The sequence below is a fragment of the Vibrio minamisatsumaniensis genome (assembly GCF_050337445.1).
GTDB classification, from domain to species: domain Bacteria; phylum Pseudomonadota; class Gammaproteobacteria; order Enterobacterales; family Vibrionaceae; genus Vibrio; species Vibrio artabrorum.
Window position 1 is genome coordinate 55928 of record NZ_JAKJSY010000017.1, and the last position, 12768, is coordinate 68695.

At 45.0% G+C, this 12768-nt stretch carries 12 protein-coding genes; 7 read left to right on the forward strand and 5 right to left on the reverse strand.

What is annotated here, in order from left to right; translation table 11 throughout:
* The first annotated feature begins 30 nt into the window (after positions 1-30).
* Positions 31-939: a TIGR03899 family protein gene (locus L4B77_RS05335; RefSeq protein WP_429748963.1), complete on the forward strand. Its 909-nt coding sequence runs from the start codon at positions 31-33 to the stop codon at positions 937-939.
* Between the two features lie 164 nt (positions 940-1103).
* On the opposite strand, the gene cysC is transcribed toward L4B77_RS05335, so the two are convergent.
* The 4 genes from cysC to cysD all read right to left on the reverse strand — a co-directional run bounded on the left by cysC (position 1104) and on the right by cysD (position 5932).
* Positions 1104-1724: an adenylyl-sulfate kinase gene (gene cysC / locus L4B77_RS05340; RefSeq protein WP_261838215.1), complete on the reverse strand. Its 621-nt coding sequence runs from the start codon at positions 1722-1724 to the stop codon at positions 1104-1106.
* A 24-nt stretch (positions 1725-1748) separates the two neighbouring features.
* Entirely contained in the window at positions 1749-3473 is a 1725-nt protein-coding gene (locus L4B77_RS05345) for an SLC13 family permease (RefSeq protein ID WP_429748965.1), read from the reverse strand.
* 65 nt (positions 3474-3538) lie between these two features.
* Complete coding sequence (cysN, locus tag L4B77_RS05350) at positions 3539-4969, reverse strand: sulfate adenylyltransferase subunit CysN (protein WP_429748967.1); 1431 nt, start codon at positions 4967-4969, stop codon at positions 3539-3541.
* Between the two features lie 18 nt (positions 4970-4987).
* Positions 4988-5932: a sulfate adenylyltransferase subunit CysD gene (gene cysD, locus L4B77_RS05355; RefSeq protein ID WP_429748977.1), complete on the reverse strand. Its 945-nt coding sequence runs from the start codon at positions 5930-5932 to the stop codon at positions 4988-4990.
* Positions 5933-6345: 413 nt separating this feature from the next.
* Here cysD and L4B77_RS05360 point away from each other — a divergent pair, with 413 nt between their 5' ends.
* From L4B77_RS05360 to L4B77_RS05375, 4 genes are all read left to right on the forward strand, one after another.
* A complete protein-coding gene (locus tag L4B77_RS05360; RefSeq protein WP_261838219.1) occupies positions 6346-8322 on the forward strand; it encodes a bifunctional 2',3'-cyclic-nucleotide 2'-phosphodiesterase/3'-nucleotidase in 1977 nt (658 codons plus the stop codon).
* A 326-nt stretch (positions 8323-8648) separates the two neighbouring features.
* Positions 8649-9215: a Crp/Fnr family transcriptional regulator gene (locus L4B77_RS05365; protein WP_372040602.1), complete on the forward strand. Its 567-nt coding sequence runs from the start codon at positions 8649-8651 to the stop codon at positions 9213-9215.
* A gap of 57 nt (positions 9216-9272) precedes the next feature.
* Positions 9273-9725: a GNAT family N-acetyltransferase gene (locus L4B77_RS05370; RefSeq protein ID WP_261838221.1), complete on the forward strand. Its 453-nt coding sequence runs from the start codon at positions 9273-9275 to the stop codon at positions 9723-9725.
* A complete protein-coding gene (locus L4B77_RS05375; protein WP_261838222.1) occupies positions 9725-10573 on the forward strand; it encodes a DMT family transporter in 849 nt (282 codons plus the stop codon). Before L4B77_RS05370 ends, L4B77_RS05375 begins: the two co-directional genes overlap by 1 nt.
* Positions 10574-10603: 30 nt before the next feature.
* Here L4B77_RS05375 and L4B77_RS05380 read toward each other — a convergent pair whose 3' ends face one another.
* Positions 10604-11188 carry a LysM-like peptidoglycan-binding domain-containing protein gene (locus tag L4B77_RS05380; protein ID WP_261838223.1) on the reverse strand — a complete coding sequence of 195 codons (585 nt, stop codon included), beginning with the start codon at positions 11186-11188 and terminating at the stop codon, positions 10604-10606.
* 213 nt (positions 11189-11401) lie between these two features.
* Between L4B77_RS05380 and bamJ the strand changes: the two genes are divergently transcribed.
* Positions 11402-12022 carry a BamJ family beta-barrel-assembly machinery protein gene (gene bamJ, locus L4B77_RS05385; protein ID WP_429748971.1) on the forward strand — a complete coding sequence of 207 codons (621 nt, stop codon included), beginning with the start codon at positions 11402-11404 and terminating at the stop codon, positions 12020-12022.
* Between the two features lie 133 nt (positions 12023-12155).
* Positions 12156-12650 (forward strand): DUF2780 domain-containing protein, encoded by a 495-nt coding sequence (locus L4B77_RS05390; protein ID WP_429748973.1) that lies wholly within the window; start codon positions 12156-12158, stop codon positions 12648-12650.
* Positions 12651-12768 lie beyond the last annotated feature (118 nt).

The following is a 12768-nucleotide window of genomic DNA, read 5'->3' on the forward strand; positions in this document are numbered from 1 at the left end:
ACAGTTAAGTCGTCTCCTAACGGTACTCTTATGTCAGAACCCCAAAAGCCAGTAATCATTGAGCATGCCAGTAATACACAGCACAAGCATGAAAAAAAACCTCATCTTGCTGACAGCGCAAGTAGAATGTTGCACATCGCACAAAGCTTCGGTTTAGATGCCTTAATTACTCCTAATGCAAAAGCTAATGATAAAGGTGAGATCACTCTTATCGAGCGGGCGCTATTGCGAGAGAAAAAACGCAAAGAGCTCCGCCAAAAGAACCTCGAACAGATTCTAAAACTGGCGCACTCTTCCTGTAAGGATGAAGCCGCTGGAGAACCCGATCAGGATTGGCTGTACCGCTTCTTCGATATGGCACAAGAGATTCATAATACGTCTATGCAAAGGCTTTGGGGGCAAGTATTAAAAAGAGAGGTGACTAACCCAGGCTCGACGTCAATGAAAGCACTGAAGCTCTTACAAGACATGACACCAAAAGAAGCGCTGACCCTACAAAGATCAGCATCGCTTGGCTGTTGTTTTGGGGGGGATAACAGCAGAAAATTATTACTCGGTTTTAAATCTCATACTGGGATATTCGGATTTGGTAAAAGAGACACAACCAATGCCATCAACCTTGGTGGGCACAACCTTCCCTACTCTAGCTTACTCCACTTGATAGAGCTTGGGATTATTCTGGGCACAGAATTAGAATCCGGAGAGATTGATTTCGATCCAGCCCTACACCTAACCTATCAGGGTAAGAGCATGTCACTGGCACCGTTATCAAAAGGGGTGAAGCTGATTTACTATCGATTCAGTCCAACAGGCAATGAGCTTTGCTCCTTGCTTGGCAACAAGCCAAACACGCAATATTACGACCAACTGATTACGCTCTTAAGCCAAAAATTCACGATTCAGACCGAAGTGAAAAGCAGTGTGAATTACACCGTCTAAACAATCGACAGTGCAATAAATAGACGGTGTAAAAAGTGAAGAGTATTGATAGGAATCTAGAGGTCTAGAAGATAGGTTTCTTGTCTCGGTAAACTAAGGCTGTACGACTTATCGTTATGGATAAGTCGATAAGTAAGTAAACAGCCTCAGTCATACCAACGATCTCAATTGGCTAAAATATTTCGCTTCTCCAACGCGTCAATACACAGTTCGACCAATTCATCGAGTGTCTTCTCTCCTGCAGGCAAATCAATCTCAGGGCTCTGAGGCGCTTCGTAAGCCGAACTAATACCAGTGAAGTTCGGGATTTCTCCAGCACGTGCTTTCTTATACAGACCTTTCGGGTCACGCTGCTCGCACACTTCCAGTGGTGTATTGACAAACACCTCAAGAAATTCCCCTTGCGGCAGTAAGTCTCGTACCAACTGTCTTTCCGCTTGATGCGGAGAAATAAAAGCAGACAACACGATCAGGCCTGCATCTGCCATCAATTTAGCCAACTCACCAATTCGGCGAATATTCTCGCGGCGATCTTGCTCAGAGAAACCCAAATCGCTGCATAATCCATGACGGACATTATCGCCATCCAACAAGTAAGTATGGTAACCAAGTTGTGCCAAGCGATTCTCTAATGCTCCTGCAATGGTCGATTTCCCTGAACCGGATAACCCCGTGAACCAGAGTACCGCTGGTTTTTGTGATTTCAGTTCTGAACGGAATGTTTTATCAATCGAGTGTTGATGCCACACAACATTCTCATCTTTGGGTTTGAGTACTGCGGTCATAATTAGTCCTTTAAATAAACAGCATTAAAATGGGAAAAAATAAGGAATTAGCGTCAATACCAAACCCGAATAAACAATCGAGATTGGAATGCCGATACGTAGATAATCCGTTAAATGGTAATTACCCACACTGTAAACCAATAAATTGGTTTGATAGCCGTATGGCGAAATAAAACTGGCACTGGCCCCAAACAGCACTGCCATAATGAACGGCATTGGGTCGACGCCATAGCCCACCGCCATACTGTAGCCAATCGGAAAGGAAAGCGCTGCCGCTGCATTATTGGTCACCAGTTCGGTCAAAACCAGAGTCATGAAGTAGGTCGCGACTAACGCGCCAAACACGCCCCAACCATTAAAAGCCTCCATAAACATCTGCCCCATACGCTCAGATAATCCCGATGAAATCATCAACTGAGCAATAGACAGAGCAGAGCCCACGATCACCACAATATCAACCGGAAAACGGCGGCGCAGCTCACCCAGTTGGACGACACCAAATACCACCAGCAGCAATATAAATCCCGCTAGCCCTTTTATAATCGGGACCACATCAGCGAGCGATAGTCCAATAACACTGGCAAAGCCAAGCAGAACTAACGTTGATTTATCGACATCAAGTTTGGCACTTGAGTCCAAATCATTCATCAATACAAACTCTTTATTATGTTGCTGGCGCTGTTCTTCAAAGCGTTTGCCGGGAACTAAAATTAGGGTATCACCAGCGGTTAATGTGATATTCCCTAGCCCACCTTCAAGACGTTCATGGCCACGACGAATAGCCACCACAACCGCATCGAAACGGTCTCTAAACTGGCTGGTTTTTAGGGTTTTGTTACAGAAGCTTGCTGACGAGCTCACCACCACTTCAACAAAGCTCTGGCCGTTCAGATGGTGCTGACCAAACAGAGTCAGTCCTTGGATTTCTTGCAGTGTCGCCACACTCTCGACATCGCCACAAAACAGCAATCGGTCACGAGCTTGAAGTATGAAGTCAGGGTCAATCGACGCGGTGGTTTTACCGTCTCGAATCACTTCCGCTAAGAACAGTTTTCTCAATGCTCTGAGGTTATTCTCGCTAACACTACGGCCAACTAGCGGTGAGCCGGGCTCAACTCTTGCTTCTAAGAAGTAAGGCAGATCGTCTTGCGATCCATCATCGTAGCTGGGTAAGAAGTAACTCAAAGGAATGAGGATCAACACACCACCGACCAAGACTGCTAAACCGATCAAAGTAGGCGCAAAGAAATTAAGGCTGGGAAGCCCTGCATCTTCAACAAAACTATTGATGATCAAGTTGGTAGAAGTACCGATCAATGTCAGGGTGCCACCTAAGATGGCAGCGTATGACAACGGGATAAGTAACTTAGACGGCGCGTGCTGTTGATTACGTTTGATCGCTCCGATCAAAGAGACCACCACCGCCGTGTTATTGGTAAAAGAGGACAATAGCGCTGTGGAAATACCCAACTTCGCCACTACAGTACCGAGTCGACCTTCCGATATATTACGGCTAACCCAACTAATTAAACGAGTTTTCTCCAACGCACTTGATGCAAGGATCAGAAGAATTAAAGTCAGTAACGAGGAGTTAGTGAAGTTATTGGCTAGGCTCGACAAATCGATCATACCAGCCATAAAAGCAATAAAAGCCGCGCCAGCGAAGATAAAGCTTGGCTTAATACGGGTAACGAGCAGGCAAGTAATGATGCCGAGCAAAATCGCTAATACAAATCCTTGTTGCCACATATACCCGTCCTTTATGGCGGAAACGATCGGTTTCCGCCTGATTCAATCAGCTGTTACTTGGTCGTTTATGACTTCAGTAATTGGCTTAGATCTTTGGCATCCCAATGAGGGAAATGCTTACGAACCAGAGCGTTGAACTCAAGTTCAAATGCAGAGAAGTTAGCGACTTGCTGTTCAACAGAGTCCAAACGGTCTCGAATCAAACCCGCGCCAACCGTCACGTTGGTAAGACGGTCAATAATGATAAAACCACCGGTGTCAGCACTCTCACGGTATTTATCCAGCGCAACAGTCTCGTTCAACGACCACTCACACAAGCCAATACCATTCAGTGGCAACTCATCGACAGCGTGAGTCGACAGGTTATTGATGTCGTATTGGTGACGAACCGCTTCAACCTGACCGACAGTTTTCTTGCCTGCGATCTTGATGTCGTAAGCTTTGCCCGGTTGCAATGGTTGTTCTGTCATCCACACGGTGTCGGCCAATACATGGTTAGTGGATTCAATCTGCGCGTTTTCCAGCACAATCAAATCACCACGACTGATATCGATCTCATCTTCAAGGGTCAGTGTTACTGCCAAGCCCGCTTGTGCAGAGTCCAAGTCACCATCAAAAGTCACAATGCGTGCAATTTTCGAGGTTTTACCCGACGGAAGCGCCTTGATCTCATCACCGACACTGACACGACCTGAAGCAACCGTGCCGGCAAAACCACGGAAGTCTAAGTTGGGACGGTTTACATACTGCACTGGGAACCGGAATTCACCCGCAGAGCGTTTTTGGTCGATGTCGACGTTCTCTAACACTTCGAGTAGAGATGGGCCTTTGAACCATGCAAGCTCTTTACTTGGCGCTGCAACATTAATACCTTCAAGTGCCGATACGGGCAGAACCTGAATATTGGTTTCGCCTTCTAGGTTTTCTGCAAACGCTAGATATTGATCGCGAATTTCTTCAAAACGATCTTGCGAGTACTCCACAAGATCCATCTTGTTTACAGCGACGATGAAATGCTTTAAACCAAGCAGGTTAGAAATAAACGAGTGACGACAGGTTTGATCCAGAACGCCCTTACGCGCATCAATCAAGATCACGGCGAGATCACACGTTGAAGCACCGGTTGCCATATTGCGCGTGTACTGCTCATGCCCTGGAGTATCAGCAATAATGAATTTACGCTTTTGAGTCGAGAAGTAGCGGTAAGCCACATCGATGGTGATCCCTTGCTCACGCTCAGCCTGTAAGCCATCAACAAGCAGTGCCAAATCAGGTTTCTCACCTGTGGTACCCACTCGTTGGCTATCCGAGTGAACCGCCGCTAGCTGATCTTCATAAATCTGTTTTGTATCATGGAGCAAGCGACCGATTAACGTACTTTTACCATCATCTACCGAGCCACATGTTAAAAATCTAAGCATAGATTTATGCTGATGCTGACTTAGATAACCTTCAATCCCGAGTTCAGCCAATTCGGCTTCTACTGCACTATTCATTTTTCTTTCCTTAGATTCTTAGAAATAACCTTGGCGTTTTTTCAGCTCCATAGAGCCCGACTGATCATGGTCAATCGCTCGACCTTGACGCTCACTAGACGTCGCCACCAGCATCTCTTCAATAATGCCTGTTAGCGTATTCGCCTCAGATTCAACCGCTCCGGTTAGTGGGTAACAACCTAAAGTACGAAAACGAACGCTTTTCTCTTCAATCACTTCACCTTCTTGCAGCTCCATGCGGTCATCATCCACCATAATCAGCATGCCATCACGCTCAACCACAGGACGTTTGTCTGAAAGGTAAAGTGGTACAATATCGATGTTCTCTAGGTAGATGTATTGCCAGATATCGAGTTCAGTCCAGTTAGATAGTGGGAATACTCGAATACTTTCGCCCTTATTCACCTGACCGTTGTAGGTATGCCAAAGCTCTGGGCGCTGGTTTTTTGGATCCCATGTGTGGTTCTTATCACGGAAAGAGTAAACACGCTCTTTCGCTCGAGATTTCTCCTCATCACGACGCGCACCACCAAAAGCGGCATCGAACCCATACTTGTTTAACGCTTGTTTAAGACCTTGAGTTTTCATGATGTCGGTATGCTTAGAAGAACCATGCACAAATGGGCTACACCCCATTGCCAGACCTTCAGGGTTCTTATGGACCAAAAGCTCAAAACCGTACTTTTCTGCTGTGCGGTCACGAAATTCAATCATCTCGCGGAATTTCCAATCCGTATCAACGTGTAATAGTGGGAATGGAATCTTACCTGGGTAAAACGCTTTGCGAGCTAAATGAAGCATCACAGAAGAATCTTTACCGATGGAGTACATCATCACGGGGTTATCAAACTCAGCCGCGACCTCACGGATAATATGAATACTTTCCGCTTCGAGCTGTTTTAGGTGGGTTAAACGTTCTTGGTCCATTTCAGTGCTTCCTTTGAGGCTCGCGTTACGAGCAATTCATTACTTGGTCTTGCCAAGTAAGGGATTTAACTCATCCATTTGAGTGAATGGGAGTATTGGCACTAGAAGAAAACAGAAGCTGCGTGTTGAGCGATCCTTGCTATTCATCTGCCTGATACGTCCTTGATATAGGCATTATGACGAGCTCTTCATATTACTGGAAATTCTAAAATTTCATTTTTTATTCGAAAAGCTGATAAGGAATTAAATTTATAGGCAAGTGGATGAAATGAATAGGCTCATTTATCAATGCTATTGCTGCATTGGTTAATCAGCTTTGGGAGGCGCCTTGCAGAACACCATAAAGTAATCGATCCAAGTCACGATTTAACATTCGATGTCATCATTGTTTCATTGTATTTTGTTACATTACGCAACTAATTTTATACTACCCACTTTGGAGCTACAAAATGAACGTTGCAATGAAACCTTTATCATTGGCTGTACTTGCAGGCCTTGGTTTGATGCTAGCTGGTTGTACAACAACACCTGATACTGATGAAGTGATTAAGCTACGTGTCGTAGAAACGACGGACATCCATGCCAATCTAATGGATTACGACTACTACAAGGACAAGCCATCGAAAAAAATCGGCTTAGCACGTACTGCGACTCTAGTAAAAGAAGCTCAAAGTGAAGTAACCAACAGCGTATTAGTCGATAACGGTGATTTGCTGCAAGGTAGCCCTATGGGTGACTATATGGCAGACAAAGGCATCAAAGCGGGCGAAGTTCACCCTGCATACAAAGCAATGAATCAGCTCAGCTACGATGCTGCAAACCTAGGCAACCACGAATTCAACTACGGTCTTGATTTCCTTGAAGAGTCGATCAACGACGCTGATTTCCCATACATCAATGCCAACGTTTATGATGCAGAAACCAAAGAACACTACTTCACGCCTTACATTATCAAAACACACACATTCACGGATACAGCTGGTGTCGAGCATCAAGTAAAAGTCGGCTACATCGGCTTTGTACCACCACAAATCATGACGTGGGATAAGAAAAACCTTGAAGGCAAAGTCATCGCTCGTGACATCATTGAGACAGCTAACGAATTAGTACCTCAAATGAAAGCAGAAGGCGCCGAAGTTATCGTTGCGATCCCTCACTCAGGCGTATCAACGGACCCATATAAAAATGGCGAAGAGAACTCAACTTTCTACCTATCTGAAGTCGATGGCATCGATGCAATCGCATTCGGTCACTCTCACGCCGTATTCCCAGGTAAAGGTTTTGATGACATTCAAGGGATCGACAACAAAACGGGCACCATGAACGGCGTTGCGGCAGTAATGCCTGGACGTTGGGGCAGCCACGTTGGGGTTATGGATCTAACACTTGCACAAAAAGACGGCAAGTGGGAAGTGGTTAAAGGCCAATCAGAAGCACGCCCTATTTACGACAAGATCGAGCAAAAATCGCTTGCTGCCGCTGATAAAGGCATTGTCACGGCACTAGAAAAAGACCATGCAGGTACTCGTAAGTTTGTTAACCAACCCATTGGTAAAGCAGATGACGTGATGTACAGCTTCCTATCTCTAGTACAAGACGATCCAACCGTACAGATTGTTAACCTGGCACAGAAAGATTACGTTGAACAGTTCATCCAAGGTGACCCAGACCTAGACGGTACACCTGTCCTTTCCGCGGCGGCACCATTCAAAGCGGGCGGCCGTAAGAATGACCCAGCAAACTTCACTGAAGTTGAATCTGGTCAACTGACATTCCGTAACGCGGCTGATCTGTACCTTTACCCGAACACGCTCGTTGCGATGAAGGTAACAGGTCACGAAGTCAAAGAGTGGCTTGAGTGCTCAGCGGGTCAATTCAACCAGATTGACGTGAACTCCACAGCACCACAACATCTGATCGAGTGGGACAACTTCCGTACTTACAACTTTGATGTTATCGACGGTGTGGATTACCAAATCGACGTCACTCAACCTGCGAAATACGATGCAAACTGTAAAGTGGTTAACCCTAATTCACAGCGTATTGTTGACCTAACTTACCAAGGTAAGCCAATCGACATGAAGCAAGACTTCCTGATCGCAACCAACAACTACCGTGCATACAGCGCTAAATTCCCTGGTACAGGTGAAGACTTCATTGCATTTGATGCACCAGATGAGAACCGTACTGTACTGGCTAACTACATCTCTCGCGTAAGCAAAGAGCAAGGTCAAGTGAGCCCAACGGCTGATAACAACTGGTCATTCGCACCAATCAAAACGGATAACAAGCTGGATATCCGCTTTGAAACATCACCAAGTGAGAAAGCCGCTCAATTCATCAAAGATAAAGGTCAATACCCGATGAAACGTGTTGCGACTGACGATGTTGGCTTCGCTGTTTACCAAATCGACCTCACTAAATAGATGACTTAACTCATCAAGAGTTAACCTTCTAAAGGCTGAGTTTTACGACTCAGCCTTTTCTTATTTAAACACCTAAATCAAAAATGCGGTTCAGCGTAAACGCTCATAAACTCCGACCGAGTCGCCCGCCCTAAATGGATCGATATTTTAGAAGCTGAAAAACGGTATAAATCTAATGGGAAGCCATCAGATCTTACTCGACATTCTGTAATCAATGACTTGATACCGACTACAATGTTACTGTCAGTGTTATTCCCATCAATATCATCGTAAACAATATTAGTTGACCGCTGTATTTCAGCACTAATTTGGGTTAGGTTATTTTCATGTACACCTCTTTTATCGAACAACTACGAAGCTTTGACTTCTCTGAAAGTCAGATTGAATCTCTAGTCGCCATCGCCAAGCCTCTTGAGTTACCAACCAGACACATCCTGATCAATCAAGGTGAGATGGCGAACTCAATCTACTTTGTGCTTGAAGGCTTATGCCACGCTTGCTATCTAACAGACAACGGAAAGCAATACAGCAAAGAGTTCTATTGGGAACAAGACTGGATCATTGGCTTTGAGAGTTTGATAAAAAACCAAGCCTCTCCTTATCTATTAGAAACGCTGACACCGATCACCTTGCTCGAGTTGCCAATGAACGCAGTAATTGAGTGGCGTGCATCAAATAATCCTCTGTATTTAAAGCTGTTAGAAACACAACTGATGCATAAGGAAAAAAAAGAACGCTTCATGCTGCTCTATACCCCAGAGCAACGCTATCAGCTGTTCTGCGAACATTTCCCCGATCTTGAACAGCGCTTGAACGACAATCAAATTGCCGCTTACCTAGGAATAACCGCAATCAGCCTGAGCAGAATTAAAGGTCGAATTAACAATAGTTAATGCCAACAATCATCGCGCATAGTACATTCAGAGCATCGATAACCTCTGGATGTAAACATGATCACTTGGCACTCAATTCCCTTTTCTGAACTCTCAACACAACAGCTTTATCAACTACTTAAATTAAGAGTCGATGTATTTGTGGTTGAGCAAACTTGTCCTTATCCAGAACTCGACGGAAAAGATACACTCGCGGGTGTTGAGCACCTACTTGGCTATTCCGATGAAGAGTTGGTTGCGTGTGCTCGCTTATTACCACCAGGCACCTCTTACAACAACACCAGCATCGGCCGAGTAGCCACTAAGCAATCAGCAAGAGGTAGTGGCTTAGGGCATCAATTGATAAAGCAAGCGTTAACACGCTGTGAGGCTCTTTGGCCTAATACGACCATTGATATTGGTGCACAGCAACACCTAGAAAACTTCTACGCAAGCCACGGATTCAAGACGATCTCGGACATGTACCTCGAAGACGATATTCCACACCTTGATATGAGATTAGAGAAGTAATGTCGAAGATCACTGTCGGTATCCTATTACTGATTGCAGGCAACCTGTTTGCTTCGCTTTCCGACGTCGCGGTAAAACTATTGAATGGCGAAGTACCGCCTCTTCAATATATTTTTTTCCGACAGTTAATCTCTCTGCTTATCATTACGCCTTTGTGGCTGAAACAGAAAAAAGAGCAGCGACACTTGCAACAAACCACAGTGACCATCATACGAGGTCAACTCATATTGATCGGCAGTGGATGTATGGTGGTCGCAATCACTCACTTGTCTTTAGCAACCGCTAACGCAGTATTTTATGTCGCGCCTCTATTGATGCTGCCGCTCTCAATGTTTCTACTAAAAGAACAACCGGCACTTGGCAAGGTTATCGCCACGACCATAGGTTTCATTGGTGCATTGATTGTCTTGAGGCCATCACAATTTCATTGGGCAGCACTGTTTGCTTTGGGTACCGCACTCACTCTCGCACTATTTAATGTACTCGTAAGAAAACTTCCTAGTGAGCAAACCGTCGTCACGACCTTATGGTGGACGACGCTATTCTCGATTCCAGTATCATTCGTACTCAGTTTCCTATTCTGGCAACCAATATCGACAGAACATTTGGGGTACATAGCGCTCAGCGCGACGCTCATATTGAGTTATAACGGTCTGGCTGTGGCCGCCTATCAAAAAGCGCATTCAAGCCAGATCGCTCTGGCTGAATATTCGGGATTGGTGTTTGTTGCGTTAATAGGGGCAATATGGTTCGATGAGATTCCAGATACGCTAACCCTGCTTGGTATTATGCTCATCATTTTACCTCTCGTCCCTTTCAAGCGCCCCAAAAAAAGAGCTACCCTTTAGCTCTTTTATCTTCTAGCCTGCTGGAGCAGGCTACTTACTGCGGCCAAAGCCACCATCAGACAAGCGGAAAAACATCACTGAAGTATCGCCTTTCTCCAGTTGAAGAATATCCAACTGACCGGTTTCAGCAAGTTTGAAGCGAACTAACTGGCCTTTTCGAATATGACTGAGTGGCTTGTCTGCACCTTCAATACGCACTAATGCATTCAAGTCAGACAAAGGTAAATCGTTATTTCGAAAAACTTGCGCTAACGTGTCGCCTTGCTTAACCAGGTACTCCTGCCAATTTTTGTTGCTCGGTTCTGATGAACTGCTCGTTGTATTTTGCTGTTCGCTTAAGCCGACGGTATTGATTTCAAGTTCAACGCGCGATGTTGTTGGAGCTGTCTCTAACTTAGGTTCTGGTAGCGGCACAAAAAGTAATATCAGTACGATCGACGAAATCACCATCAACAATCTCTGGTGTAATTTCGGTAATATCCCCCAAGTTTGCTTCACAGAGGTTTTCATTTTTTTTACATCGATCGAACTTAATTTCTCTTTGACCTGATTCACTCGATCCTTGAACTCTGCTAAGTGGTCTACTTTCTGTTTTTTCTTTTGACGACGATTCATGCCACTGCGTCCTATACATTGAATAACTACAGTATAAAAACCAAAGTACCAACAGTATAGATATTTCCGTCACAACACTGGGCAAAGCAAGAAAATTGACATCCCTGTAATTTGGACACGGTAAAGTACAAGGGATCAGAGGCTAGCCGTTTCTTCATGCTACCAATACTGGTATTCTTACCCTTTTCGTACTGACAAAAAGAGTGACTTTTCATGTCTGAAGTAAAATTTGAAACTGTAGAGCAAAAAGCTAGCTACGGTATCGGTCTACAAATGGGCCAACAACTTGCTGGTTCTGGTCTTGAAGGCCTAAACGTTGACGCAATCGCTGCTGGTATCGCAACCGCTCTAGTTGGTGACATGCCAGCTATCGAAGTTGACGAAATCAACAACGCACTACAAGAGCTACACACTCGCGGTGAAGCTGCACGTCAAGAACTGGCTAAAGCTGCTGCTGCTGACGGCGAAGCTTTCCTAGCTGACAACGCTCTTCGTTCAGAGGTAACGGTTCTTGAGTCTGGTCTTCAGTACGAAGTACTAACTGAAGGTACTGGCGAAATCCCAACGGCAGACAAGCAAGTGCGTGTTCACTACCACGGCGAACTAACTGACGGTACTGTTTTCGACAGCTCTGTATCTCGCGGTCAACCTACAGAATTCCCAGTGACTGGCGTAATTCAAGGTTGGGTACAAGCTCTACAAATGATGCCTGTGGGCTCTAAGTGGAAGCTATACATCCCTCAAGACCTAGCATACGGTGAGCGTGGCGCAGGCGCGGCAATCCCACCATTTGCAGCTCTAGTATTTGAAGTAGAACTTCTAGCGATTCTTTAATCTCTATAAAAACCTTGAGTAACGCAAAATACTTGAGACTATAAAATTGAAAGAATCCAACGGCGATGTCACTACATCGCCGTTTTTCGTTTATAGTGAATAGGAAGATTGCTTTATTACTTAAGGAAGAATAATGAAGAAAATACTCATCACTATATTCAGCAGCCTTGCTGTAGTCTCTTGTGCAAACACGAGCGACACAGAAAAAAACAGTTCATCACCAGAGACCAACTATTCCCAACTATCACAAACAGCACTAATGGCAGCCGTGAATATGTGGTCTCAACAGAACGAAACAACACCGCTTGCAGATACGGTCGCAGACCAAGCTTCTGTTACCAGCGATCAAGCAATTGGCGGTATCGGTTCCATGCTAGCACTTGCACAAAACTCACTTGGTACTGCTGACAACAAAGAGCTCGCAACGCTGATTCCAGGCATGTCTAGCCTTGAATCTACTGGTCTATCATCGCTATTAAGCTCACAAGGTGCCGTTGAAAGTGCATTTTCTGGATTAGGTATGGATCCCTCAATGATGACGACATTTGCACCAATCATCCTTCAAGCATTGCAATCACAAGGTGCAACGAGTGGCCTAATCGATTCACTTGCGGCTATTTGGCAATAATCGTAATAGCTAGCTTAAAATCGGATTAGGGCACTTCGGTGCTCTTTTTTGTGCGGGGAAGAAAAGAGATATGAGATATGAGATATGAGATATGAGATATGAGATATGAGATATGAGA

Coding starts and splice junctions, on each gene's coding strand:
- L4B77_RS05390 (WP_429748973.1), top strand. CDS start 12,156: ATGAAGAAAATACTCATCACTATATTCAGCAGCCTTGCTGTAGTCTCT.
- L4B77_RS05345 (WP_429748965.1), bottom strand. CDS start 3,473: ATGTGGCAACAAGGATTTGTATTAGCGATTTTGCTCGGCATCATTACT.
- cysN (WP_429748967.1), bottom strand. CDS start 4,969: ATGAATAGTGCAGTAGAAGCCGAATTGGCTGAACTCGGGATTGAAGGT.
- L4B77_RS05375 (WP_261838222.1), top strand. CDS start 9,725: ATGTCGAAGATCACTGTCGGTATCCTATTACTGATTGCAGGCAACCTG.
- bamJ (WP_429748971.1), top strand. CDS start 11,402: ATGTCTGAAGTAAAATTTGAAACTGTAGAGCAAAAAGCTAGCTACGGT.
- L4B77_RS05360 (WP_261838219.1), top strand. CDS start 6,346: ATGAACGTTGCAATGAAACCTTTATCATTGGCTGTACTTGCAGGCCTT.
- L4B77_RS05365 (WP_372040602.1), top strand. CDS start 8,649: ATGTACACCTCTTTTATCGAACAACTACGAAGCTTTGACTTCTCTGAA.
- L4B77_RS05370 (WP_261838221.1), top strand. CDS start 9,273: ATGATCACTTGGCACTCAATTCCCTTTTCTGAACTCTCAACACAACAG.
- L4B77_RS05335 (WP_429748963.1), top strand. CDS start 31: ATGTCAGAACCCCAAAAGCCAGTAATCATTGAGCATGCCAGTAATACA.
- cysC (WP_261838215.1), bottom strand. CDS start 1,724: ATGACCGCAGTACTCAAACCCAAAGATGAGAATGTTGTGTGGCATCAA.
- L4B77_RS05380 (WP_261838223.1), bottom strand. CDS start 11,188: ATGAATCGTCGTCAAAAGAAAAAACAGAAAGTAGACCACTTAGCAGAG.